The organism is Haladaptatus sp. R4, assembly GCF_001625445.1.
Lineage (GTDB): Archaea > Halobacteriota > Halobacteria > Halobacteriales > Haladaptataceae > Haladaptatus.
This window is the reverse complement of record NZ_LWHG01000021.1, coordinates 584,411-609,459: the sequence shown is the minus strand read 5'-3', so window position 1 is coordinate 609,459 and position 25,049 is coordinate 584,411. Positions and strand designations below refer to the sequence as shown.

18 protein-coding genes and 2 pseudogenes are annotated in these 25,049 nt (G+C 61.5%); 8 read left to right on the top strand and 12 right to left on the bottom strand.

Annotated features, from left to right (window positions below; genetic code table 11):
• Positions 1-13: 13 nt before the first annotated feature.
• From A4G99_RS12615 to A4G99_RS12600, 4 genes are all read left to right on the top strand, one after another.
• Positions 14-958, top strand: coding sequence for an ABC transporter ATP-binding protein (locus A4G99_RS12615; RefSeq protein WP_066144103.1), 945 nt, complete (start codon positions 14-16; stop codon positions 956-958).
• Positions 955-1,794 (top strand): ABC transporter permease subunit, encoded by an 840-nt coding sequence (locus A4G99_RS12610; RefSeq protein WP_066144099.1) that lies wholly within the window; start codon positions 955-957, stop codon positions 1,792-1,794. Before A4G99_RS12615 ends, A4G99_RS12610 begins: the two co-directional genes overlap by 4 nt.
• 64 nt (positions 1,795-1,858) lie before the next feature.
• Positions 1,859-2,794: an ABC transporter ATP-binding protein gene (locus A4G99_RS12605; protein WP_066144096.1), complete on the top strand. Its 936-nt coding sequence runs from the start codon at positions 1,859-1,861 to the stop codon at positions 2,792-2,794.
• A complete protein-coding gene (locus tag A4G99_RS12600; protein WP_066144093.1) occupies positions 2,791-3,618 on the top strand; it encodes an ABC transporter permease in 828 nt (275 codons plus the stop codon). The genes A4G99_RS12605 and A4G99_RS12600 overlap by 4 nt, the downstream gene beginning before the upstream one ends.
• A 15-nt stretch (positions 3,619-3,633) precedes the next feature.
• Here A4G99_RS12600 and A4G99_RS12595 read toward each other — a convergent pair whose 3' ends face one another.
• The 3 genes from A4G99_RS12595 to A4G99_RS12585 all read right to left on the bottom strand — a co-directional run bounded on the left by A4G99_RS12595 (position 3,634) and on the right by A4G99_RS12585 (position 6,426).
• Entirely contained in the window at positions 3,634-4,209 is a 576-nt protein-coding gene (locus A4G99_RS12595) for a response regulator (RefSeq protein WP_066144090.1), read from the bottom strand.
• Positions 4,210-4,473: 264 nt separating this feature from the next.
• Positions 4,474-5,124: a helix-turn-helix domain-containing protein gene (locus tag A4G99_RS12590; RefSeq protein ID WP_066144087.1), complete on the bottom strand. Its 651-nt coding sequence runs from the start codon at positions 5,122-5,124 to the stop codon at positions 4,474-4,476.
• 252 nt (positions 5,125-5,376) lie between these two features.
• Positions 5,377-6,426 (bottom strand): NAD(P)-dependent glycerol-1-phosphate dehydrogenase, encoded by a 1,050-nt coding sequence (locus tag A4G99_RS12585; RefSeq protein WP_066144084.1) that lies wholly within the window; start codon positions 6,424-6,426, stop codon positions 5,377-5,379.
• A 137-nt stretch (positions 6,427-6,563) separates the two neighbouring features.
• Between A4G99_RS12585 and A4G99_RS12580 the strand changes: the two genes are divergently transcribed.
• Positions 6,564-7,526, top strand: a complete 963-nt coding sequence (locus A4G99_RS12580) for a formate/nitrite transporter family protein (RefSeq protein ID WP_066144081.1) — start codon at positions 6,564-6,566, stop codon at positions 7,524-7,526.
• A 1,222-nt stretch (positions 7,527-8,748) separates the two neighbouring features.
• Here A4G99_RS12580 and A4G99_RS12570 read toward each other — a convergent pair.
• Positions 8,749-9,738, bottom strand: a complete 990-nt coding sequence (locus tag A4G99_RS12570) for an NAD-dependent epimerase/dehydratase family protein (protein ID WP_066144076.1) — start codon at positions 9,736-9,738, stop codon at positions 8,749-8,751.
• Between the two features lie 264 nt (positions 9,739-10,002).
• Between A4G99_RS12570 and A4G99_RS12565 the strand changes: the two genes are divergently transcribed.
• On the top strand, positions 10,003-10,737 hold the full coding sequence (locus A4G99_RS12565; protein ID WP_066144073.1) for a GNAT family N-acetyltransferase: 735 nt from the start codon (positions 10,003-10,005) through the stop codon (positions 10,735-10,737).
• Positions 10,738-10,755: 18 nt separating this feature from the next.
• On the opposite strand, the gene gltB is transcribed toward A4G99_RS12565, so the two are convergent.
• The 6 genes and pseudogenes from gltB to proS form a co-directional block, all read right to left on the bottom strand.
• Positions 10,756-15,261, bottom strand: a complete 4,506-nt coding sequence (gltB, locus tag A4G99_RS12560; protein WP_066144070.1) for a glutamate synthase large subunit — start codon at positions 15,259-15,261, stop codon at positions 10,756-10,758.
• A gap of 215 nt (positions 15,262-15,476) precedes the next feature.
• Entirely contained in the window at positions 15,477-15,977 is a 501-nt protein-coding gene (locus A4G99_RS12555; protein ID WP_066144067.1) for an Lrp/AsnC family transcriptional regulator, read from the bottom strand.
• A 243-nt stretch (positions 15,978-16,220) separates the two neighbouring features.
• Positions 16,221-18,346: pseudogene (ppk1, locus tag A4G99_RS12550) on the bottom strand (polyphosphate kinase 1).
• Positions 18,347-18,371: 25 nt separating this feature from the next.
• Positions 18,372-19,069 (bottom strand): annotated as a pseudogene (locus A4G99_RS24410) (metallophosphoesterase family protein).
• Positions 19,070-19,212: 143 nt separating this feature from the next.
• Positions 19,213-20,856, bottom strand: a complete 1,644-nt coding sequence (locus A4G99_RS12545; protein WP_066144064.1) for an AMP-binding protein — start codon at positions 20,854-20,856, stop codon at positions 19,213-19,215.
• Between the two features lie 87 nt (positions 20,857-20,943).
• Positions 20,944-22,401: a proline--tRNA ligase gene (gene proS / locus A4G99_RS12540; protein ID WP_066144061.1), complete on the bottom strand. Its 1,458-nt coding sequence runs from the start codon at positions 22,399-22,401 to the stop codon at positions 20,944-20,946.
• A gap of 344 nt (positions 22,402-22,745) precedes the next feature.
• On the opposite strand from proS, the gene A4G99_RS25205 reads away from it, so the two are divergent.
• On the top strand, positions 22,746-22,952 hold the full coding sequence (locus A4G99_RS25205; protein ID WP_150123101.1) for a hypothetical protein: 207 nt from the start codon (positions 22,746-22,748) through the stop codon (positions 22,950-22,952).
• A gap of 394 nt (positions 22,953-23,346) precedes the next feature.
• Here the strand turns inward: A4G99_RS25205 and A4G99_RS12535 are convergent, their stop codons facing one another.
• Positions 23,347-23,808, bottom strand: coding sequence for an 8-oxo-dGTP diphosphatase (locus A4G99_RS12535; protein ID WP_066144058.1), 462 nt, complete (start codon positions 23,806-23,808; stop codon positions 23,347-23,349).
• Positions 23,809-23,898: 90 nt separating this feature from the next.
• Here A4G99_RS12535 and A4G99_RS12530 point away from each other — a divergent pair, with 90 nt between their 5' ends.
• A complete protein-coding gene (locus A4G99_RS12530; protein ID WP_066144055.1) occupies positions 23,899-24,288 on the top strand; it encodes a hypothetical protein in 390 nt (129 codons plus the stop codon).
• Here A4G99_RS12530 and A4G99_RS12525 read toward each other — a convergent pair.
• Positions 24,285-24,761: a hypothetical protein gene (locus A4G99_RS12525; protein WP_066144052.1), complete on the bottom strand. Its 477-nt coding sequence runs from the start codon at positions 24,759-24,761 to the stop codon at positions 24,285-24,287. The genes A4G99_RS12530 and A4G99_RS12525 overlap by 4 nt on opposite strands.
• Positions 24,762-25,049 lie beyond the last annotated feature (288 nt).

The window sequence follows — 25,049 nt, the reverse complement described above, 5'->3', positions numbered from 1 at the left end:
AAAATTATCGGCCATGCCCGCCATCGAAACTAAGTCCCTCACGAAGCGGTTCGGCGACGTCGTCGCGGTTGACGGTCTCGATTTGACCGTGGCGGAGGGCGAAATCTACGGCTTTCTTGGTCCCAACGGTGCAGGAAAATCCACCACCATCAACATGCTGTTGGACTTCATGCGCCCCACCGACGGCACGGCGACGGTCCTCGGCTACGACGCACAGACGGATTCCCGCGCCATCCGCGACTCCATCGGAATCCTCCCCGACGGCTACCACCTGTACGACCGACTGACCGCACGCGAACACCTCTCGTTCGCCATCGACGCGAAGGACGCGAGCAACGACCCGGCGGAACTCATCGACCGCGTCGGGTTGTCACAGGAGGACGCCGACCGAAAGGTCGGTGGCTACTCGAAAGGGATGACACAGCGACTCGCGCTGGCCGCCGCGCTCGTCGGCGACCCCGACCTCCTGATCCTCGACGAACCGTCCTCCGGCCTCGACCCGCACGGCATCGTCGAGATGCGTGAACTCATCCAAGCGGAGGCGGACACCGGAACGGCCGTGTTCTTCTCCAGCCACATCCTCTCCGAGGTGGACGCCGTCTGTGACCGCGTCGGCATCATGAATAGCGGGAAGCTCGTCGCACAGAACACCGTCGACCAGCTTCGGGAGCGCACCGGTTCCAAGTCGCAACTTCTCCTGTCCGTCGAGGAGACGCCGACTGCCCTCGACCTGACCGGCATCGAGGGTGTCGGCGACAGTTCCTTCGAAGGGTCGACGCTCCGCGTGTCGTTCACCGACGCCGCGGCGAAACCGGCCGTCGTCAAACGCGTCGACGCCGTGGCCACCATCACGGACATCAAGTCCGAGGAGGCGTCGCTCGAAGAACTGTTCACCACGTACACGACGGGTGACGAACCGGAAGAACCCGAAGAATCGCGCATGGAGATTCCCGCATGACCTGGCTGTCCGTCGCACGGAAGGATTTCATCGACGCCAGACGCTCGAAGGGGCTGTGGGCGCTCATCGCCGTCTACGTCGGCTTGCTCGCGCTGTTGGTGTACGCGGCGTCGTCGAACCCCCGCTCCACGATGACGAACATCCTCCAAGTGCTCACCCTCATCGGAATCTTCATCATCCCCATCAGCGCGCTCGTCGTCGCCTATCTCGCCATCGCGGGTGAACGCGAATCGGGCAGCATCAAATTCCTCCTCGGGTTGCCGAACACGCGCCTCGACCTCGTCGTCGGGAAGTTCGTCGGCCGATCAGCGGTCATCATCCTCGGTCTCCTGTTGGCCTTCGGTATCGCGGCGTTCGAGGGCCTCTTCATGCTCGATTCCATCGACTTCACCGTCTTCGCCGAGTTCTTCCTGCTGTTCCTCTACTTCGGCGTGACATACGTCGCCATCGCGGTCGGTCTCTCCTCGGCCTGCGCGTCGCGGTCGCGTGCGATGGTGAGTTCCGTCGGGGTTTTCTTCATCTTCAACGTGCTCTGGACGATTCCGCCCATCTCGCCGTCCTCGGCGCTCCGCTTCGTCGCACACGATCAACTCGGGATACAGCTCTCGCCGCGGATATACGAGTTCGTCTATCTCATCAGCCCGTCGTACGCCTTCCAGCGCGCTTCCGGGTTGGTGTTTTCGGGCGGAGGGGTGTACCACTTCCGCGTCCTCGAACACGGCGCGGCGATTCCGTTCTACCTGAAAAAGTGGTTCATGCTCGTCATCCTCGGCGCGTGGCTCGTCGTCCCGCTCGTTCTCGGCTATCTATCGTTCGAACGCGCCGACCTCGGCTGAGAAATCGTGGGGTGACTTATCATAGCAACATAGTTTTAACTACCCTAGGAATTATATGGCCGTTATGGCCGCTATACAAACAACTGGCCTCACCAAGCGGTTCGGTGAGGTGGTCGCAGTCCGTGACCTGAACCTCCAAGTCAAGGAAGGCGAAGTGTTCGGCTTCCTCGGTCCGAACGGGTCCGGAAAATCGACGACCATCAACATGCTCATGGATTACATCCGCCCGACCGACGGGACTGCAACAGTGCTCGGCTACGACGCACAGGAGGAAACGCAACCGATTCACGAACGGATCGGTATCCTCCCCGACGCGACCGACCTGTACGGACGGCTCTCCGGCCGGAAACACATCCAGTTCGCCATCGACTCCAAGGAGACCGGCGAGGACGCGGACGAAATCCTCGACCGCGTCGGCCTCTCCGAGGACGACGCCGCGCGTGCGGCAGGTGGCTACTCGAAAGGGATGCGCCAGCGGGTGACGCTCGGAATGGCGCTGGTCGGCGACCCCGACCTCTTGATCCTCGACGAACCGTCCTCCGGCCTCGACCCGCACGGGGTCAAGGAGATGCGAGAGATCATCCAGGCCGAGGCGGACCGTGGAACGGCCGTGTTCTTCTCCAGCCACATCTTGAGTCAGGTCGAAGCGGTCTGTGACCGCGTCGCCATCATGAACAAGGGCGAACTCATCACGGTCGACACTATCGACGGGCTTCGGAACGCGACCGGAACCGGGGCGACGATGATACTGACGGTCGATACCGTCCCGAGCGTCGATCTGGGACGAATCGACGGCGTCACGAACTCGACGGTGGAGGGCGACGAACTGCACGTCACGTACACGGAGGCGAGCGCGAAGGCGAAGGTCATCAACGCCGTCGAAGAGGCGGGCGCGACCGTCGCCGACATCCGGACGAAGGAGTCGTCGCTCGAAGACCTCTTCGAGGCGTACACGACCGGTTCTGAAAGCCAGCGGATGGAATCGGAGGCCCGGCCATGAGCTGGGCCGTCGTCGCGCGCAAGGACTTCGAGGACGCCGCGCGGTCCAAGACGCTGTGGGTCATTACCGCCCTGTTCGTGCTGGCGACTGCCGGAGGTATGTACGCGTTGAGCACGGCGTTCAGTAACTATACCGCCGCAGACACCATCAGGTTCCTCAACAGGCCTGCGACGCTTCTCGTCCCGCTCGCGGCGCTCGTCGTCGCGTATCTCTCGATCGCAGGTGAGCGCGAATCGGGAAGCATCAAACTGCTGCTCGGATTGCCACACTCCCGCCGTGACGTGCTGTTTGGCAAACTCATCGGGCGCTCCTGCGTCGTCGCAGTCGCAACCGTCATCGCGTTCATCGCCGGTGCAATCGTTCTCCTCGTTCAATACGGTTCGTTCTCGATAACGAACTTCCTCGTTCAAGGCGTTGCGACGTTCATCTTCGGTCTCGTGTTTGTCGGTATCGGCGTCGGGTTCTCGGCAATGACGGCAACCCGTTCACGGGCGATGGCGGGAGCAATCGGTCTGTTCGCCGTCTTCGAACTCCTCTGGAGCATCGTTCCGCTGGGGATTTACTATCTCGTCAAGGGCGGACTCCCGACGGATAACCTCCCGGCGTGGTACTTCCTCATCCAAATCCTCAATCCGACGAGGGCATACAACATTGCGACGCAGTATCTTTCCGATCCGAACGCTGTGAACCAATTTGCACCCGCTCTCGGTGGAAGTGTTCCGTTCTACCTCACTGGCTGGTTCGCAATCGTCATCCTCGCGCTCTGGTTGGTCGTCCCGCTCGGCCTCGGCTACTGGCGGTTCAAAGGCGCGGACATCAGCTGATCGAACGGCAAAAAATCATCGCCCTTGGGCGACGGTACTACTCGCCATCTCTTTTCCCAACTCGGCGTCGTCCATCTCGTCGAGCGTCGTCGAAAGCGACCCCTTCAGCGTCCGAATCTCGGCGATGAGCTCCTGATACTCCTCGTTGCGGTCCAGTTCCGACTGGTCGATGCGTGCTTCCAGAGTCGCCTGCTTCGACGACAAGGTGAGCAACTGCTGAACGTCGGTGGAGTACGTGGACCGGCGAAGCAAACTCTCCACGATGGCGTGTAGTTCGCTCGGTTCGGTTATCGGTTTGACGATGTAGGCGTCGTACCCCATCTCGATAACGTCGAAGTCCGGTTCGACGGCCGTCACCATTCCGACGCGGCAGTCGAACCCTTCCGCTCGAATCGTTTCGAGAACCGTGTCGCCGCTCACGTCGGGCATGTCCCTGTCGAGGAGCACGACGTCGTACGAGTCGTCGAGCATAGCTACGGCTTCGGCACCGTCGTACGCGATACGGACCTCGTATCGGTCTTCGAGCCAGCGGGCGAACAAATCGGCAATCGGCTGTTCGTCATCGACGACCAGTATTCGGTGGTTACTCATTCGTCATCTCCGGGTCGATGGACACACGGGCTTCGAATTGGCGAGTGACGGTACACGCCTTCTACCTCGCGGAAATCGGCAGTCCACGGTCAATATGTGTTTTGAGGCGTGAGAGTATCGTTCGCGTTTCGATCGGGTCAAAATTCCCGACCACTGCCAACGGATTTTCCGTGCGCCCGATCACATAGAAAAGATGTGGCCGGAGATAGTTCAGACCACATGTTTCCCACGAAACACACTTAAGTGCGTTCCCAATTCAACGAGCTATACATTCATCGGACGTAGTAACCCGGCGATGAGATTCGCATATCCGCGCCGAAGGCGGCCACCGACGGCCTGTGGAGAGATTCCCAGTTCGTCGGCTAACTCTTCGCGTGTGATTCCGCGCGGCCGTTCGAAGTATCCTTCCTCGTAGGCAGTGACGAGCGTCTCGCGCTGTGCAGGCGTGACGCCCGCAGAGTTGTGGACTGCTCGCTCCTGCATCGAATACACTCGTTCGACCTGCATCGGAATTTCCTCGTGTTGACAGAACGATTGGAACGCCGACATCTCCTCTTGCGCCGGGAACCGGAGATGAAACGTCCAGTCGTCGGCCGTCCCGTGTGCTTCCACGATAGTCGCGTTGGCTTCCTCGACTCCGTGGACGAAGTTCGTTATCTCGTCGTTCCACCTGATGTGGAACAACGTTTCATCAGTCAGGGTGTTTATTCTCGTGAGCTCGTCAACCGCTGGTTCGTCTCGTACTGCGGTTTCGAACCGTTGGACGTCCGTGCCGCGAGCCCAGAAGAACGGGAACAGCGACGTTCCCATCGGGACGACTCGTTCGAGTTCTATCTGCACCTGAGAGTCCGCTTGTAACGCACGGCCAAGTGCAAACTCATCGGCGGATATCGAAATCTCCACGATGGAACTCATTTGTTTTCGATACCACCACGCGAAAATCTGTTACGCGAAGGTATTCAATGTTGTTGCCAACTTCAGCTACAATCGTCCGAAAATAATCGTCGTATCCGACACGAGAGTGGCGTGTTCCATCCCCGAACGAAACCCCGATTGCGTCCGAATCGACGGCCAATTACGTCTCTTTCCCCTCCGAATCAATTCGATGGGCGTTCCGGATTCGATCGGTATCGACGTCGTCTCTGTTTCGTACGCTCCCTAAATTATTCAGATAACTTTCGTCGTCTCCGCCGCTTCGAACGCCGCCGCTCTGTTCATCCCGTTGCCGAGGATGGTGTACCGATCGCGGATCTCGTGGGCCGTCGTGAGCGCCTCGACCACCGTGTCGGCGTCGATACCCAACTCGTCGGCCGTCGTCGGCGCACCGATGGTCGAGAGCGCGTTGCGGATTCCTCGCCAATCGCCGCCGTGGAGATACTCCGTGATGATGGAACCGACGCCGACCTGATGGCCGTGCAGCGCCGCGCCCGGTGCGATCCGGTCGAGTTGGTGGGAGAACAGGTGTTCCGCCCCGCTCGCCGGACGTGAGGAGTCGGCGATGCTCATGGCGACTCCCGAGGAGACGAGCGCCTTGACGACGACCCACGCCGACTCCTCCAGTCCGGGTTTGATGCTCCCCGCGTTGTCCACCAGCATCTCCGCCGTCATCTCCGCGAGCGTCGCCGAGTACTCGTGGAACTCCACGTTCTGGAGTCGCTGTGCGAGCCGCCAGTCCTCGACGGCCGTGTAGTTGCTGATGATGTCGGCACACCCCGCCGTCGTCAGCTTCCACGGCGCGTCGGCGATGATTTCGGTGTCCGCGACGACCGCCAGCGGCGGTTCCGCCGCGACGCTGTGACGCGTGTCCTTCTCCGGTACCGAACCGCGACCGCTCACGATGCCGTCGTGGCTCGCCGCCGTCGGAATCGAGACGAACCCGCGTCCGACCTCGTCGCTCGCCATTTTGGCGATGTCGATGGCCTTCCCGCCGCCCACGCCGACGAGATAGCCCGGCTTTACCTCGTTCGCGATGTCGATGACGCGCTGTATCGCGGCGAAACTGGCTTCCTCGATGACGACCGTTTCGACGTCCAAGCCCGCTTCCTCGAACTGCGCCACGACCCGTTTTCCCGCCACCTCGTTCGGCGTCGGACTCGTCACCAACAGCGGCGTCCCCTGCAGATGTAACTCGTCAATCGCGGCGACCGTCTCCGAGAGCACGCCATGACCTACCAGGACGTTCCTCGGTAGCCGAATCCACGACGATTTTTCGAACATATCAGTGGGTCTTTTCTGCGCAGTCAAACACTTTCCCCTCCGGAGACGTGGGCAGTCGTGATGGGACCACGACCCCTCCGACTCGCGCCATCCAGATGACAACATCCTTACCGTGATTCGTCGATAGGGATGACAGGATGGATTCGGAGCCGTCGGACGACTTACCGGACGAGTTGGACGTGGACGAACGAGAGATGGAACGACGGAAACAGATTCGGGAGTTCCTCGACCGGTCACGGAGCGGCGCGCCCGCGGCGGGCGAAGCGATCCGTGACCGGTTCTCCGGCGACGAGGTGTTCGAACGCATCGTCGCGACGGCATCGTACGAGTTCAGCTGTTCCGACCGACAGTTGTTCCTCAGCGGTCTCGCCGCCGGGCTCTCGATAATGCTGTCGTTTCTCACCCGCGCGACGGTCGAGGCGACGGTTCCCGGCACCGCCGGTGAAATCCTCGGCTACCTCCTCTACCCAATCGGGTTCGTCTTCATCGTCATCGGCGGCTACCAGTTGTACACCGAGAACACGCTCACGCCGGTCACGCTCGTCCTGACCCGCATCGCGAGCGTTCCCCTCCTGCTTCGCGTCTGGGGCATCGTCTTCGTCGCAAACATCCTCGGCGCGATACTCGGTGCCGTGTTGCTCGCCGAAACGGGCATCTTCAGCCCGGACGTCGCGCGCGTCGCGACCGAGATGGGAACGCACGCGTTGCACACGCCGTGGTTGGACCTGTTCTTCAAGGGCATCGTCGCCGGATGGCTCGTCGCGGGGATGGTGTGGATGACCCACGCGGTCCGGGAATCGACCGCCCGCGTCCTGCTCGTGATCTTCATCATGGCACTCATCCCGGCGAACGGGCTATTCCACTGCATCATCGCCACCTGCGAGGTGTTCTACCTGGTCTTCAGCGGGAGCGCCGGTGTCGTCGCCGCCCTGTCCGGCGTGACGCTCCCGATCACGCTCGGCAACACCGTCGGCGGCGTGTTGCTCGTCGCGATATTGAACTACAGCCACACGCAGGAGAGTTCGCTGGACGAGAGCGAACAGCGAGACTTCAAACTCCAGTGGTACGAGTGGCTGTTCGAACAATCGCCGAGGGAGTAGTCGGTCGGGTAGTGGTGTGGATTCGGTTTTCGTGTGATTACTGGGGAAGCGATTTTGGACGTTCCCGGTCGCTGTGACGGGATTACTTTTTCTTCGATTTCAGTGGCCGAGCCGCTACGAGGGACTTCTGTTTTCTTTTAGACTACAAATACCGAGCCGCATGAATACCGCAACCGCACCACATCCTCCCCAGCCGATTCCTTCACTCCGGAAGAACTCCATTCTTCCGTGCTCCCGCTCACTGCGTTCGCGGGAACTCCGTTCACTCGTCCACCGTCAGAGCAACGCTCTGACGAGCCGTTCGCTCGCTCCTGTGTCACTCACGAAGACCTCGCGCGGGCGCAATAGCGTGCGCCTTCGCGCGCCGTGTGGCTGGTCAGTATCACTCAGCCCGTCCAGCTGGGTGGCGCGCGGGCTAGCAGGACCGAGGACAGTTCGTCCGAGGGCCTGCTAGTTATCGTGCGAGGGATGAGCGGAACGACCGTAGGGAGTCATTCGAAAATCGAAGATTTTCGTGATGCCAAAAATCTCCGATTTTTGAGCATGAAGCGAATCGGCTGGGGAGGGTGTGGCTTGCGGTTGCGGTCGCGGTGTCTGGGTGGACTTCTGAAAGACTTCGTCTTTCAACTCCCCGCTCGTTCCTCGCGGGGGCTTTCGAGGTCCGCTTCTCAGTAGCTGAAATCACAGGAAAACGACTCTGGTGAAATGGTCAGATAGTTACAAATTAATGAGTCGTGCTGAATATGGAGCGTGTATCTCTCGGTTTGGCTCAATCAGTGGTAAACAAACGGAAAATTCTTAAAATGGTTCTTCCTCGAAACAAACATGAATTCTGACTACTTTGAATTCACAAATTCACCTGACCAAACAGGCGTTGCTATCGGTGTTCTCCTCGGTATTTTTCAGAGATTCATTTACCCGGTCGGATTCCCAACAGCTACGTTCCTCATAGTCGGAATAGTCCTTGTTCAGTTCGGAGAGCGGTCTTGGCCCGAAATCGGTCGCGCGTTTGTTTTTCTCAGTATCTCAACTGCTATCGTTTCACTGATACTCAGACTCATCTTCGGAGGGCCGTGGTTCTAAAAGGAAATTAGCGACTGTTGTGATAGCCATACTTTGTATTCAAAAATTCGCTATCCAACACGCCATCTCTGTCACGCTCTGAGGGGTTCGACAGGGCCAGAGAAACCAAGATCAAACCCAACTTATCCCCATCGTCTGTTCAAATCGTATCCAGCACGCCCAGAATCCGCTCCTCGTTCTCGCGGCCGGGGTCGTACTCTTCTCCATCACGCTCGCTTTCCAAGTGCTCCTCGACGGTGCGCTCCATGGCCACGTCGAGCGGCGTGGATTCCCATCCGAGCGCTTCCAGTTTGTTCGTGTCGAGGACGTGCGGGTAGTCGCGGTAGAGGATGTAGTCGTCGGTGGAGAGGTCCGCCGTCGAGAGTTCGCGGTCGCTGGCGTGGACGAGTTCCACCTCGGTATCGAGCGCGTCGGCGATGAGCGAGAGCATCTCGTCCATGGTAACCAGTCGGTGGTCGCCGACGTTGTAGGCCTCGCCGGGTTCGCCCTCTTCGGCGACGATGCGGAGCGCGCTGGCCACGTCCTCCGCGTAGGCGCGGTGCCAGAGGTTCCCGCCGTCGCCGGGAACGACGAGGCGGTCGTGCTCGTTCACGCGGTCGATCCAGAAATCCAGGCGCTCGGTGTAGTCGTCGGGGCCGTAGACGATGCACGGTCGGACGCTCATCGCGTTGACGCCGCGCTCTGCGGCCTCGAAGATGGCTCGGTCGCCCTCGGCCTTCCGCGGCCCGTAGGTCTCCCCGGAGTCGTCGGTGGCCTGTTCGGCCGTGCAGTCACACAGTTCGGTGTCGTTCTCGCGCTTCGGAATCACTTCTTTGCCGTAGGCGCTCCCGCTGGAGATGTAGACGTACCCCTCGACGTCCGCGAAAATCTCCGTCGCCGACCGAACCTCGCGGGGTTTGTACGCCACGCAGTCGATGACGATGTCGGGGTCCACCTCGTCGCGCGCCGCTTCGAGCGCACTGTCGTTCGTCCGGTCGCCCTCGAAGTGACTCACGCCTGCCGTCTCAGAAAACGGGTTGTCGTGATTGCCGCGATTGAAAATCGTCACGGCGTAATCGTTGTCGAGCAGGTCGGTGACGAGGTGACGACCGATGAATCGCGTCCCCCCGATGACGAGTGCTGTGTCCATGCCGGTCCGATTGCGTGGCGGGCGGAAAACGGTACCGAAGGCGGAGAAGTGGGTGTGGGCGGACCGAACGGACCGCCGACGGTGGCGACACCGCAAAACTGGACGGTTGGCCGGGAAGGGAGCGATATTCCGAGAAGAATTTTCACTTCGAGTAACTATCGAGGGTGAGACGGTCCATCGAAAGATAATGTCGGCGCAGAACGATGGATGTGCAACCGATGCGGCCGGTAGAATGTTTATTGTTCATCCCGCAGTAGGCCAAGTATGCAAGTGCGCGAAGCGCGAACCGAGGACATCGCCGGAATCCAAGACGTCGCAGAGAAGTCGTTGACTGCCTCGTACTCGCACTTTTTGGACGATGAGGTTATCGAACACGCCATCGAGGAGTGGTACGACGAAGAGAATCTGGAAGGCGAGTTCCAGAGCAGGGGTACGCTGTACCTCGTCGCGCTCGACGGCGGCGACGTGGTCGGGTTCACCCAGAGCGAAGTACTGCCTGACAGTCCGGAAGGGAACATCCTCTGGCTCCACGTCGACCCCGACCGACGCGGCGAGGGGGTCGGAACCAAGCTCCTCGGCCAGACGAAGGAGAAACTCGAAGACAAGGGCGTCGAGAACCTCTCGGGGCTCGTTCTCGAAGATAACGAGGACGGCAACGAGTTCTACCGCGAACACGACTTCACCAAGGTCGGCGAGCGCACGGCCGAAATCGGCGAGGCGACCTACACCGAGAACGTCTACGCGGAGAGCGACGAACCGATACTCGAAGCCCGCGAGTTCGACGGCGAAACCCGATACATCAACCACTCCGAGAGCAGTCGCGGCTCGAAAGCGCCGTTCTTCGCCGTGTTCAACGACGAGGATTGCGAGGAGCGCTACGGCTACTACTGTTCGAACTGCGAGACGCTCGACAACGCGATGGACAGCATGGAGCGCATCGAATGTAACGAGTGTGGCAACAAACGCAAGGCGGCGCGGTGGGACGCGGCCTACCTGTAAAAAGTCGAACTCCCTTTTTCAGTCGTCAGACGGGACGCGAAACCCCGAGGACCGACGGGCCGCGGGCACCGGACGGGGTGGCGACGTGCGAACGTCCTCCTTCCCTTCCTCGATAGCCTGCCGGTACGCATCGGGCATGACTTTCACGAACGAGACGGAGTCCCACTCCTCCAACAGCGACAGCGCCGTTTCGCTCCCGGTCGCGGCGGCGTGGTTCTCGACCAACCGCCGAACGACCTGTTCGTCGCGCTCGTCCAAATCCGACGAGAGCGTCACGGTCTCGTCGTTGACGCGCTCCCGGAACGCATCGTTTTGGCCGTCGTCGAGCACGTAGGCAACGCCACCGGTCATCCCGGCGGCGAAGTTCTCGCCCGTCTCGCCGAGGACGACGGCGACGCCGCCGGTCATGTACTCACACCCGTGGTCGCCGACGCCCTCGACGACCGCCTTGGCGCCACTGTTCCGGACGGCGAAGCGCTCGCCCGCGACGCCGTTGACGTACAGTTCGCCCTCGGTCGCGCCGTACAGCGCGACGTTGCCGATCACGATGTCGGTCGCGTCGTACGTGGCTTCCGTCGGCGTATCGACCACGAGTCGTCCGCCGGAGAGACCTTTCCCGACGTAGTCGTTGGCCGCGCCCGTCAGGAACAGGTCGAGACCGGACTGGGCGAACGCGCCGAAGCTCTGTCCCGCGTAGCCGTCGAAGTGGCAGGTGACGGACCCGTCCGGTAGCCCCGCCTCGCCGTGGACCGCCGAGATTCGACCCGAGAGCATCGCGCCGATGGATCGGTCTTGGTTCGAAATCGTGCGTTCGAGTTCGACCGATTCGCCGTCCTCGATGGCCGGTCGCGCCGCATCGAGCAAGTCGTGGTCGATGTGGTCGTCCAACTCGTGATCCTGTTCCTGCGTTTTGGTACGACCGTCGCCCGTCGGTTCGGCGAGAACGCGCGAGAGGTCGAGACTGCGCGCCTTCGGGTGGTCGGTCTCGCGCTGGCGGAGCAGTTCGACGCGTCCAACCATCTCCTCGATGGTCTCGAAGCCGAGTTCGGCCATGATCTCCCGGAGTTCCTCGGCGATGAAGACCATGTAGTTGATGACGTGGTCGGGTTCGCCGGGGAACCGCGCCCGGAGGTCCTCGTCCTGCGTGGCGATGCCGACCGGACAGGTGTTCTCGTGGCAGTTACGCGCCATCACACAGCCGCTGGTGACCAGGCTCGCCGTCCCGAACGCGTACTCCTCCGCGCCGAGGAGGGCCGCGACGGCCACGTCGCGCCCGGTCTTCAGGCCGCCATCGACGCTGACGCGGATGCGCGAGCGAAGGCCGGTCTGCCGGAGCATCTGGTTCGCCTCGGCGAGACCGAGTTCCCACGGCAGGCCCGCGTTCTTGATGGACGTCCGCGGACTCGCGCCGGTGCCGCCGGAGTGCCCCGAAATGTGGACCACGTCGGCCTTGGCCTTGGCGACCCCGGCCGCGACGGTGCCGACGCCCGCCTCCGAGACGAGCTTCACGTTGACCTCCGACCCGTCGCTTCCCGCCTTCAGGTCGTAGATGAGCTGTTTCAGGTCCTCGATGCTGTAGATGTCGTGCTGTGGCGGCGGCGAGATGAGGCCGACGCCCGGCGTCGCGTGGCGGACGTGAGCGATCATCTCGTTCACCTTCTTTCCGGGGAGGTGGCCGCCTTCACCGGGCTTCGACCCTTGAGCCATCTTGATCTGCACTTCGTCGGCCGATTGCAGGTAGCGACTCGTGACGCCGAACCGCGCGCTCGCGACTTGTTTTACCGAACACTCGCGCTCGGTGTCGAACCGCTCCGGCGGTTCGCCGCCCTCGCCGGTGTTGGACTTGCCGCCGATTCGGTCCATTGCGATGGCGTTGTTCTCGTGCATCTCGGGTGAGAGCGATCCGAGGCTCATCGCCGCCGTCGAGAAGCGGGTGACGATGTCCTCGACGGGTTCGACCTCCTCGACGGGAATCGACTCGCGCGCTTCGGTGTCGAATTCGAGCAACCCGCGGAGCGTCTGGAGCGTCCCCTGCTGGTCGTTTATGCCCTCGGCGAACGTCTCGTACTCCTCGACGTCGTTCTTCCGAACGGCGCGCTGGAGCGCACCGACGGATTTCGGGTTCCACTGGTGGTGGATTCCGTTCGAGCGGTGTTCGTACTCGCCCTTTCGTGCCATTTCGGGGTCGTCGAACGCCGCCTCGTGGCGTTCGCGCACGTCGTCCTCTATCTCCTCGACGCCGATGCCTTCGGTGCGGTTCTCCGTCCCGGCGAAGTACTCCTCGACGAACTCGCCGTTCAGACCGACCGCCTCGAAAATTTGGGCACCGCGGTAGCTCTCGACCGTCGAGATACCCATCTTCGCCATCGTCTTCAGCAGGCCCTTCTCCAGTGCCGTGACGTACTTGTCGATGGCTTCGCCCTCGTCAGCGCCGTCCGGCCCGGCCACCAGATCAGAGATGGTCCGGTAGGCGAGGTACGGGTTCACCGCACCCGCGCCGTAGCCGACGAGCGTGGAGAGGTGGTGAACCGTTCTCGGATCGCCCGACTCCACGACGAGACCGGTCCTGGTTCGCAGTCCCTCGCGCACGAGGTGATGGTGGACCGCGCTCGTGGCGAGCAGGGAGGGAATCGGAACCCTGTCGGTCGTCGTCGCCTTGTCCGAGAGCACGACGATTTCGGCACCCGATTCGACCGCGTCCTTCGCCTCCTCGCGCACCCGTGCGACCGCCGTTTCGAGGTCGCCATCGGCGTCGAAGGTGATGTCGACGACTTCGGTCGGGAAGTCCGTCCCTTTCACGCCCGCCAGTTCCTCGTCGGTCAGCACGGGCGAATCGAGGACGAGTTGCCGTGCGTGGGCGGGCGATTCGTCGAGGAGGTTCCGCTGGCGACCGAGACGGGTTTCGAGGCTCGTCACCAGTTCCTCGCGGATGTAGTCGATAGGCGGGTTCGTCACCTGTGCGAACAACTGTTTGAAGTACGAGAACAGCGGTCGGTCGAAGTCCGACAGGACGGACAGCGGCGTGTCGTCGCCCATCGACCCCACCGGGTCCTTGCCCCCCCGGGCCATCGGTTCGAGGAGTTCGCTCAGTTCGTCGTGGGTGTACCCCCAGACGGCTTGCCGGGCGCGGAGCGGGGAGGAGTCACCCGAACCGATATCGTCCTCGTCGAGGAAGTCCTCAAGCTCCGAGGGGCCGTCCCAGTCCGAATCCGTTTCCTCGTCCAGTCGAACTTGCTCCTCGGCGACCCACTCGGCGTACTTCTCGTCGGTCAGGTCGTCGAACACGTCCTCGTCCGAGACGAGACCGCCCTGCTCGGGGTCCGCGAGGAATAGCTGTCCCGGCTTGAGGCGACCCCGCTCGACGACTTCGTCCGGTTCGAGGTCGAGCGCTCCGGCCTCGCTGGCCATCACGAGTCGGTTGTCGGTCGTCACGTCGTAGCGGCACGGACGCAGGCCGTTCCGGTCGAGCACGGCACCGACGCGGTCGCCGTCCGTCGCGGCGACGAGCACCGGGCCGTCCCACGGTTCGATGAGGGAGGCGTGAAAGTCGTACCACGCGTTCCGGTCGCCGTCGGTTCTATCGCGCCACGCTTCGGGCACCAACATTCGGAGGGCGTGGGGGAGTTCCCGTTCGTCCTGCATGAGGAGTTCGAGGACGTTGTCCACGACCGCCGTGTCGCTCTGGTCGAGCGTCGTCACCGGCGTGATTCGGTCGATGTCGTCGCCGAGCACGTCGCTTTCGAGGTCCGTCTCGCGCGCCGCCATCCAGTTGCCGTTCCCCTGAATCGTGTTTATCTCGCCGTTGTGGATGACGCGGCGGTAGGGGTGGGCGAGTCGCCACGCGCCGAGCGTGTTCGTCGAAAACCGTGCGTGAACCAGGGCGAGGGACGATTCGAACAGTTCGTCCCGGAGGTCGGGGAAGTAACCGCCCAGTTGGTCACCCTTGAGCAGCCCCTTGTACACGAGCGTCTTCCGGTCGAGCGAGCAGACGTAGAATTTCTCCGCGTCCTCGCGCGCCGCGACGGTGTTCTCCAGTGCGCGCCGGGCGACGTACAGCGTCCGGTCGAACTCCTCGACGTCCATCTCCTCGCCCGGTGCGACGAAACACTGTTCGATGACGGGTTCCGAGTCGAGCGCCGTCGCCCCCAAATCTTCGTTCTCCGTCGGTACCGTTCGCCAGTCGAAGACGCTCACGCCCTCCGCCTGGAGCACGTCCTCGACGGTTTCTTTCAGTTCGGCGCGGAGTTCGTCGTCCTGCGGAAGGAACAGTTGGCCGATGGCGTACGTCTCCGGCAGGTCGGTGCCGAGTTCGACCGCGAAGAAGGCGTCCGGTCGTTGAACGAGGATTCCGGCACCGTCCCCGGTGTTCGATTCTGCGCCCGTCGTACCGCGATGTTCGAGGTTGGCGAGTAGCGATAGGCCGTCGGTTACGATTTCGTGGCTGGTGTGGGCGTCGAGGTCCATTACGACACCGACACCGCAGTTCGACCGCTGGTCGGTCGGATCGGCGAGGAAGTCAGTCATATGCGAGCGCATGACAAACACACATAAGAGGTTTCTCCTGAAGGGGAAAGGGTGTGCTATTGTCAATATGTGTTCCTTATATATTGGACGAACGTGTGATAGAAAGGGCTGTAACTGGAACTAAAGGGGATAGTATGGTGAACAAGAGGCGAAATATCTCCATATACGTGTTGTCTCTACAAATAGTCAATGCGGTTCTTTTCGTTCTTTTCGTTCTATTCGCTCTCGATGAGCGCCATCAAATCCTCGTCGTCGTAGTTGACGAGGAGTCTCGATTCGTCCTTGAAGGTTCGAAGTGCGATCTGCGTCGAGGAATGTTCGACCCCATCGGTGTGGATGATGTCGTCGATGTACTCCTGTAGGTGGTCGTGGTCACGCAGGTGAGCGATGACGGTGAACGACTTCTCCCCGAGCATGAAATATACCGTTTGGACGCCGGAGATGTCCGTGAGACACTCGCCGATTTCGTCGTATCCGGGGCCATAGTCGCTCTTGATCTCGCTGATGACGGTGAGCTCCAGACCGAGCTCCCGCGCGTCGAGTTTCGAGACGGTTCCCGCGAGGATTCCCTGTTTTCGATACTTGTCTAGTCGATAGTACACGGTAGAGGTACTGATACCGAGTTCATCACTCACTTCGTCGACGTCGATATCTCCCTCTCTGTCGAGCCATTGAAGGATTTTAAAGTCTTTTTCGTCTAGATTGACTTCGGTCATATCTAACCGATTGTAGCCGGGTTTCTAAAACTTTGCTAACGATTCCTGCATTGGTTGAATGGTGATCCTACGGATTCCAACATATGATATTTGATATTATTATCACAAAATACGCAACTTTTCGTATATTACCCGCTTCCCCACCGTCATCTACCTCTCTTTTATATCATATTATATAAATAACTTTGTGAATATTTGCAGTGCGGGAAAACGTGTTCGGCAACCGATGGACGTTCGGGGAGGCTACGAATCGTTCGTCCTATTCGCCCGTCGCATCAGAATCTCGTGTGTGTCCACCGTCGGTTCGTCCTCGCCCGGTCGCCGTTGGTGATAGCCCCCATCGGACTCCATCTCCCAACAGCGTCGATTGTCGACGAGCATGGTTTCGAGGATGGTCGAGAGTTCCTCCCGAAGCGTCGAATCCCGCACCGGCGCGATGGTTTCGACTCGGTTGTCGAGGTTTCTGGTCATCCAGTCGGCCGAACCGATGTAGTAGTCCGGGTCGCCGTCGTTACCGAAATAGAAGATCCGGGAGTGTTCCAGAAACCGACCGACGACGCTGTAGACGTCGACCGTCTCACTCAGTCCGTCCACGCCAGGTCGAAGCCGACAGATGTCCCGGACGATGAGGTCGATATCGACGCCGTCCATCGCCGCGCGATACAACTCCTCGACGATTTTCGGATCTTCGAGCGAATTCATCTTGACGACGATTCGTCCGTCCTTGCCCTCGCGGGCCAGTGCCGTCTCGTTTCGAATCGCCTCCGTAAACCGCTCGCGCATGTTCCCCGGCGCGATGAGCAGTTTTCGGTACTCCTCGTGGTGGGTGTGGCCGGTGAAGAAGTTGAACAGGGCGCTCAGGTCCTGCCCGATCTTTCGGTCGGCGGTCAACAATCCGAGGTCGGTGTACGTCTTCGCCGTCTCCGAGTGGTAGTTCCCGGTTGCGATGTGCGAGTACAACCGGACGCCGTCTTCCTCCTCGCGGACGACGAGCGCGGTCTTGCTGTGTGTCTTGTAGCCGATGGTCCCGTAGGCGACGTGAATCCCCTCCTCCTCCAGTTTCTTCCCCCACTCGATGTTGTTCTCCTCGTCGAATCGAGCCTTGAGTTCGACCATCACCGCCACCTGCTTGCCGTTTCTCGCCGCCTCGATGAGGCTCTGGACCACCTCGAATCGCTCGCGGTTCGGTAGATGGAGAGTTTGATGGCGAGCACGTCGGGGTCAGTTGCGGCCTGACTCAGGAACTTCTGGACGGTGTCCTCGAAGGAGTGGTACGGATGGTGCACGAGCACGTCGTTTCGCCGAATCTCCTCGAAGACGTCCACTCGTTCGTCTGGCACGCCGCTGGTGAGTCGTGGATGGGGTTGTGGCGTCCACGGCGCGGTCTTCAACTCGGGCCTGTCGAGGTCGGTCAGATCCATAAAATCGCGGAAATCCAGCGGTCCCGGTAGTTCGAAGACCTCGCGCTCGTCCACGTCCAACTGTTCCATCAGGAGGTCCCGAACCGCGTCGGGCATCCCCTCCTCGATTTCGAGACGGACGACGGTGGCGAACCGCCGTTCCCGCAACACCGTCTCTATCATGTCGATGAGGTCCTCGGCGACCTCCTCGTCCTTCCCGACCTCCGCGTTTCGGGTGACGCGGAACGTCGAATGGTCGATGATTTCGGTGCTCGGAAACAGCAGGTCGAGGTTCGACCTGATGACGTCTTCCAGGGGGACGAAACGTGGTTCGTCCCCGATTCTCACGAGACGCGGCCGATTTCGCGGAATCTTCACGCGCGAAAACGTCGGCTCCGAGTCCCCGTCCCGGCGGGTCAACACCGCGAGCGAGAGGCTCAAGTTGGAGATGAACGGAAACGGGTGTGCCGGGTCGAACGTCAGCGGCGTGAGCGTCGGTAATACCGACTGCTCGAAGTACTCCCGAAGGTCGTCGCGTTCCGCCGACGAAAGCGAATCGTACGACACGATGTCGATTCCCGCCGCCGCGAGTTCGTCGTGAATCACGTCCCGGTAACAAGCCGACTGGCGACGAAACATGTCGTGTGTCACGTCGAGGATTTCGTCTATCTGCTCCTCCGGCGTCCGGCCGTCGGGCGAGAGTTCCGTGACGTCCGCCGCCATCTGCTGTTTCAGACCGCCGACCCGCTTGCGGAAGAACTCGTCCATGTTCGTCGTGAAGATGGCGAGAAACTTCACGCGCTCCAGCAGCGGGTTGCGTTCGTCTATCGCTTCGTGGAGCACTCGCTTCTGGAATTCGAGTTGGCTCAACTCACGGTTGAGGTAGTATCGCGGGTCACCGAGGTCGATATCCGCGTTTTCGGCTCCCGATTCGTCGTCGCCGTCGTCCGGTAACTCGTGTTGTGACATGACTACTCGCGGAGGGCGGTGGGGATTACTGGGAGTGCGGGGACTGTGGAGTGACGATGGAGTCGTCGCTTCTGTCCGCGTCCGTTCGCAACGATTCCTGTGTGACGAACTCGTCCCGCCGATAATCGTACGCGGTGAGTTCCCCGCCGTAGACACACCCCGTATCGAGACCGACGGCCCATTCGCGTTCACCGGCCGTTCGAGCACGGTGTGACCGAAGAACACCCGTTGCGGCCCGTCGTACCGCTCGAACCAGAACGGCCGGTCGTAGCTTCCGTCCGGGTCCATCGAACGCGTCGTTTCGAGGTCGTCCACGGAGTGCTCGGAAAGCGGCTTTCGCGGGTCCACCCCGCCGTGAACGACGAGCGCGTCCTCCCACGAAATCGCCGCCGGGAACTCCCGGACGAACTCGATTTCGTCCTCGCCGAACTCGTCCAGTTCGACGTCCCCGTCGAGGAGTTTCTGCTCGTTGTTACCCCGAATCGACCGGAAGTTGTCGTGCTCCTGCACCAACTCGACGACGCCGAGACTGTCCGGTCCTTTACGAATCAGGTCGCCGACGAACACCACGAGGTCGTCGTCGGTCGGCGACAGTTCTTCGAGAAGCGATTCGAGTTCCGGCAGACAGCCGTGAACGTCCCCGACGACGTAGATTTCCTCCCACTCGTCGGCGTCGATTCGCTCGTGTGCCACTTCATCGTCGAACGTTGGACTCGAAACCATTGTTGTAGTCGTGGCCGCTCATCACAACGATAAGCGGCCGCTTGGCGGGGAAAATCCGGTCTGCGGTATAAACGGTTTATAATTCCCGACCGTAGCGGTCTGATCGATACGTATGCGAATGAATCTCAATAGCGGCGAACTGCCTACTCCTCGGTCGTTCGCTCCCGCAAATCCGTGCGCTGAATCTTACCGGTCGTCGTCTGCGGGAGTTCGGAGACGAACTCGATTCGACGGGGATACTCGTACGCCGCGAGGTCGTTCCGGACGAGGGTGCGTATCTCCTCCCTGAGCGAATCGTCCCCATCGACGCCGGAGGTGGGTTGGACGAACGCCGCGATTATCTCGCCGCGCGTTCCGTCCGGGATACCGACGACGCCCACCTGTTCGACGGACGGGTGTTCGAGAATTGCCTTCTCGATTTCGCCGGGACCGACCCGGTAGCCGCTGGTGATGATGAGGTCGTCGTCGCGCGATTTGAACCAGATGTAATCGTCCTCGTCCTGCACCGCGAGGTCTCCGGTGAGGTGCCAGTCTCCGACCCGAACCGACTCGGTCCTCTCCGGTTCGTTCCAGTACTCCTCGAATATCGCCGGTTCGGTGGGGTTTCGAACCGCTATCTGGCCGACCTCGCCGCGGGGTAGTTCCGTCCCCGTCTCGGGGTCTACGATGGCGACGTCGTGGCCCGGTACGGGTTTTCCCATGCTCCCCGGTTTCGCCTCGAACCAGTCGTGACAGTTGGCGACCAGCAGGTTCGCCTCCGTCTGGCCGTACAGTTCGTTCACCGTGACGCCCGCCAGTTCCTCCTCGGCCCACGCGAGGATTTCCGGGGTCAGCGGTTCGCCGCCGGTGCTGATGGAATCGAGGTCGAGGTCGTAGGCGTCGGTCGGGTCGGACACCTCCATCATCATGCGGATGGCCGTCGGCGGGATGAACGCGTCCGTGACGCCGAACTCCTCCGCGATTTCGAACGCCTCCTCGGCGTCGAACTTCCCCATCGGATAGCCGACGACGGGGCGGCCGTAGTGCCACGACGGATACAGCAGGTCGCCGAGCGCGCCGATCCACGCCCAATCGGCGGGCGTCCACGCCACCGTCTTCCCGACCACGTCCCGTTCGAACACCATCGAGTACGTCGGGCAGTGGCCGACCCAGACGTGGTGTCCGTGGAGCGCACCTTTCGGCGGCCCGGTGCTCCCGCTCGTGTACATGACGATTGCGGGCGTTTCCGGCGTCGTCTCCGCGAGTTCGAACGAGCGCCCGCCATCTCGGAGGAGGTCCTCGAAGTCGATTGCATCACCCTCGGCGTCGCCGTCCACCTCGACGACGTGGTCGAGGTTCGGACAGTCGTCCCGGACGTCCGCGAGCGTCGGTCTGACCGATGCGTCCACCACGGCGACCAACGCGCCGCTGTCGTCGAGTCGGTAGCCGAGCGACTCGGACCCGAACAGCACCGACAGCGGTATCGATATCGCGCCGAGTTTCCAGCACGCCAGATGGGTGATGGGGTTCGCCGGTTTCTGCGGAACGGCGACCGCTACCCGGTCGCCGAACCCGACGCCGAGGTTCGAGAGGGCGTTCGCAACGCGGTTCGACAGCACGTCGATGTCGTGGAACGTGTACGTCTCCCGCCGCCCGTCGGGGTACGCTTGGAACAGCGCCACCGACCCCTTCGGGTCGTCGTGCTTCCGGAGCAGGTCGTCCGCGATGTTGAACGACTCGGGCAGGTCCCACGAGAAGTTCTCGCGGGTCGTTTCGTACGTGTCGTCGAGCGTGACGTACTTCGGCATGGTAACTGCTTACACGCACGGGACTATCTAATCCAAGGTTCACATGTCACGGTCGGTGTGTCGGTCGCCGAAAAAGTAGCGTCCGGTTCAGTACGACTTCGCGAAGTACGCCGTCTCCTCCGCTTCGTCGCCGCAGATGGAACACTCGTCGCCGCAGGGTTCCTCGTCTCGGTCGAGTGGCACCATGACGATTTCCGCCGAAATCTGGTCCTTGATCTCCGTCTCACAGTCCTCGTCGCCACACCACGCGGTCTTCACGTAGCCGCCGTGCTGGCCGATGGTGCCGAGGATGTCGGCCCGCGAGTCCGCCTCGCGGACGTTCTCCTCCAGGTTCTCCTCCGCCGCCTCGTACATCTTGTCGAACACGACGTCGAAGTGGTCCTGGACGGTTTCGGCGATGCCCGCGCGGTCCTCCACGACGTTCTCGCCGTCGGGGCGGTGAACGACCGTGATCTCGTCGTCTTCGACCTCGTGTGGGCCGATTTCGAAGCGGACGGGGACGCCCTTGAGCTCCCACTCGTTGAACTTGAATCCGGGGTTGCGCTCGTCGCGGTCGTCGAGTTCGACGCGGACGCCCGCGTCTTCGAGGTCCTCCGCGATGCCCTCGGCGTACGAGAGCACTTCCTCGCGGTTCTCCTCCTGCCAGATGGGGACGATGACGACCTGCTCGGGCGCGAGTGTGGGCGGGCAGACGAAGCCCTGCTCGTCGCTGTGGGTCATGATGAGCGCGCCGAGGGCACGCCACGACAGTCCCCACGAGGTAGTGTGGGCCACGCGCTCCTCTTCGTTCTCGTCGGTGAAGTAGAGGTCGTACGCCTCCGCGAAGCCCTGCCCGAGGTAGTGGCTCGTCGCACCCTGCACCGACTTGCCGTCGGGCATGAGCGCCTCGACGGTCGTCGTGGTGTCCGCTCCGGGGAACTTGTCGTGTTCGGGTTTGCGGCCGGGCATGACCGGAATCGCCAGCACCTCCTCGAAGACGCGCTGGTACTGGTCGAGTCGGGTCATCGTCTCGTCCCACGCCTCGTCGCGGGTCTCGTGGGCGGTGTGACCCTCCTGCCAGAGGAACTCCTTCGTGCGGAAGAACGGCTTCGTGTCCGTCGCTTCCCATCGGATCACGCTACACCACTGGTTGAGTCGGAGCGGCAGGTCGCGGTGACTCCGGACCCACTGGCTCATGAACGGCGTGATGATGCTCTCGCTGGTGGGGCGGAACGCGAGGCGCTCGTCGAGTTCGTCGTGGCCGCCGTGGGTCACCCACGCGACTTCCGGGTCGAACCCTTCCACGATGTCGCTCTCGCGTTCGAGGTAGCTCTCGGGGATGAGCGCGGGGAAGTAGGCGTTCTGCGCACCCGTCTCCTTGAACCAGCCGTCGAGGCGGTCCTGCAGGCCCTCCCAGAGGGCGTAGCCGCGCGGTCGGGTCACGATGAACCCGCCCATCGGCGCGTAGTCGGCGAGACCCGCTTTCAGAACCACTTCGGCGTACCAGTCGCCGGGACTGTACGATTTGGACTCGGTGATGCCGAGTTCCTGATCGTCGTTGCTCATTACTCCTACCCAGTCCGGATGCGCTCTTAAATCTCCTGAAGCAACGACACGGGGAGATGAAGGGTCTCGGAGCAGAGGTTGATTGAAATGAGAGAAGAACTACTGAGACGATGGTTCTAAAAATCCCTGCCAGTTTGCTTCGAACAGAAGTACCTGGATTTTCTGCGATCACAATTACCGAGCGGCAATGAGACCGCACCGCGACCGCCGACGCCCTGCACCACACACCTCCCCAACCGATTCCCTCGCTCCTGCGTCGCTCACTCATCCCTCGCGCGGGCGCACTGTCGTGCGCCGTTCGCGCGCCGTGTAGTTGGTCAGTATCGGCCACCCCGTCCAACCGAGTGGCGCGCGCTGACGAGACGGGTCGGCCGAACCACTGGCCGACCCGTCTCGGAAAAATCGTGCGAGGGATGACGGAGGGAGCAAAGCGACCGGAGGAATCGGTTGGGGAGGCGTGTGGCAGACGAGGTTCCTCCGGAACCTCGCAAGCGAGCGGGCACGGCCCGCGAGCAAGCGGTGCGGTTGCGGTGTCTGGGTGGGATTTCTGAAAGACTTCGTCTTTCAACTCCCCGCTCGTTCCTCGCGGGGATGAAAGGGGCCGCCCGCTCGCGTTTACGTGGTTGCTGTGCAGGCCCTATCCGCGAGTTGTGCGGAGAGCGGATATCCTGCACAGCAACCGCGAGCGGGCGGGGGCTTTCGAAGCGGTCTGTTTCTCAGCGACTCCAATCACACGCCAACCAAACACTTCTGTGCGTAGCGAGCGGGCGGGGACTTTCGAGATGGTCTGCTCCCCAGTCGTTGCAATCGAAGAAGTACCAAACGCCTCTGTTTGGAGCGGGTAGGGGATTTCGAGGTAGTGAGGTGGTCCTCTCGGCTACTGCAATCACAACAAAACCGGATTCATATCCAAACGATCTCTCCGCTAAATCCTCAACTCGTCTCTCAAAACTCCACGCCGGTCTCCAACTCCTCTTCCACCATCTCGTCCCCGTCCTCGTCGAACCGGAACCACCCCGAAAACGTCTCGCCTGACAACAGAGACGGCATCCAAAGGCGGTCGTCCTCCCACATCTCGTCGTAGGGCATCTCATCGACGTCGAACCATCCCGGGTCTGCCTCTTCGGTCTCCCGCGGTGTCCCCGAAAACTCTTCGGCGCGGAAGACGTGGACGAACATCTCCGACTGCTCCCCGAAGACGAACTCGAACTCGCCGACCTTGGTCGGGTTCTCGACGGAGACGCGAACCTCCTCTCGGACCTCCCGTACCGCGGCTTCGCGGGGCGTTTCGCCATCCTCGACTTTCCCGCCCGGTCCGACGAGTTTACCCTCGCCGAGGCCGCGCTTCTTGCGGATGAGGAGGATTTCGTCGCCCCGAATCGGGTAACAGAGCGTCGCGGGTTGCATATCTTCTGCTGTCAGGGAATCGTACTGAAGATTTCGAATCGACGACAGGAGGAGTGAACCTTTTTGAATTCAATTATCCAACAAATAGGCATGAGAATTCCGATCGAGGCCGCACCGACAGGCGAGACGAGACGGTGGTACAAGTGGCTCGGGTTGTTCGTGCTGGTAGCCAACGTCGGGTTGGTCGCCGTTTTCGGACTACAGGAACTGTCCGCGACGGGCCAACTGGTGCAGTTCTGTATTGCCCTCGCCGCTGGCGTGCTGTTGATCCTGTCGAGTTTCGACCTGCCGTGGGGCGTCGAATGGTATCGTCTCGCCGGTGCGGGGTACGTCTGTCTCGCGTCGCTGTTTCTGTTCAGCGGCGTCGATGACGGATTGTGGATGCTGTTCGTGGGCATCGTGGGCGCACTCACGATAGGCCTGTTCGGCTTCGACCTCGCACTCGGCGGGCGCTTTTTCCGGGTCAACACCGACGCTTAATCGACCGAAAACGGACTCTCTCCCTCCGTCCAATCCCACCCCGGCAGTCGCGTCTGAAACCCGGCGGCGAGGGCGGCGTCCAAGTCGTCCCTGCCCGCTTCCTCGTCGTCCAGATGGTGCATGATGTCCGCGTAGTGGAACGTGGCTTCCCCGAGCAGTCGGAACGGTTGATTCCCGGCGATCATCCCGGCGAGTTCCCGGCCGAGGAGTTCGTCCACGACGAACCCGGGATAGTCCTCCTGTACGTCGAGGTCGCGGAGGAGGGCGACGAGCGCGGCGACGTTCACGGCGAGGTCCCCGTCGGCGAAGATGGCGTCCACCTCGGTCCGATACTGGGATTCAGACACCGAATCGACGTCCGTTCCGAACGCTTCGCCGAGGTTCGCTCGAACGTCGTTGATGAGCGCCACGACTTCGGTCCGCTCGCGGACCCATTCGTACTCGTCGGCGACCGTGGCGGGTGAGAGTTGCATAGGGGACCTGTCGTGTAGGATCACTTTAGGAGTTTTGAGAAAGCTTTTATAACCACACCGTTTAGTGGGTGATAAGCGGGTTTTCCTGTGTCATCCATGAGCAGATTGCTTTCGGAGACCGGGACCACATTATGCGCATTCATGCGTATCCGACAATCCCGCAGAACAAGCGAGACAATCTATGCTGTGCTGTATACGTCGTAGTGAACACGGTGGTTTTCCCCGCCGTCTGCGGCAATCCAAAATACGCCGGACCGACAGCATTCGCTCTCTCAACGGACGAAGCGG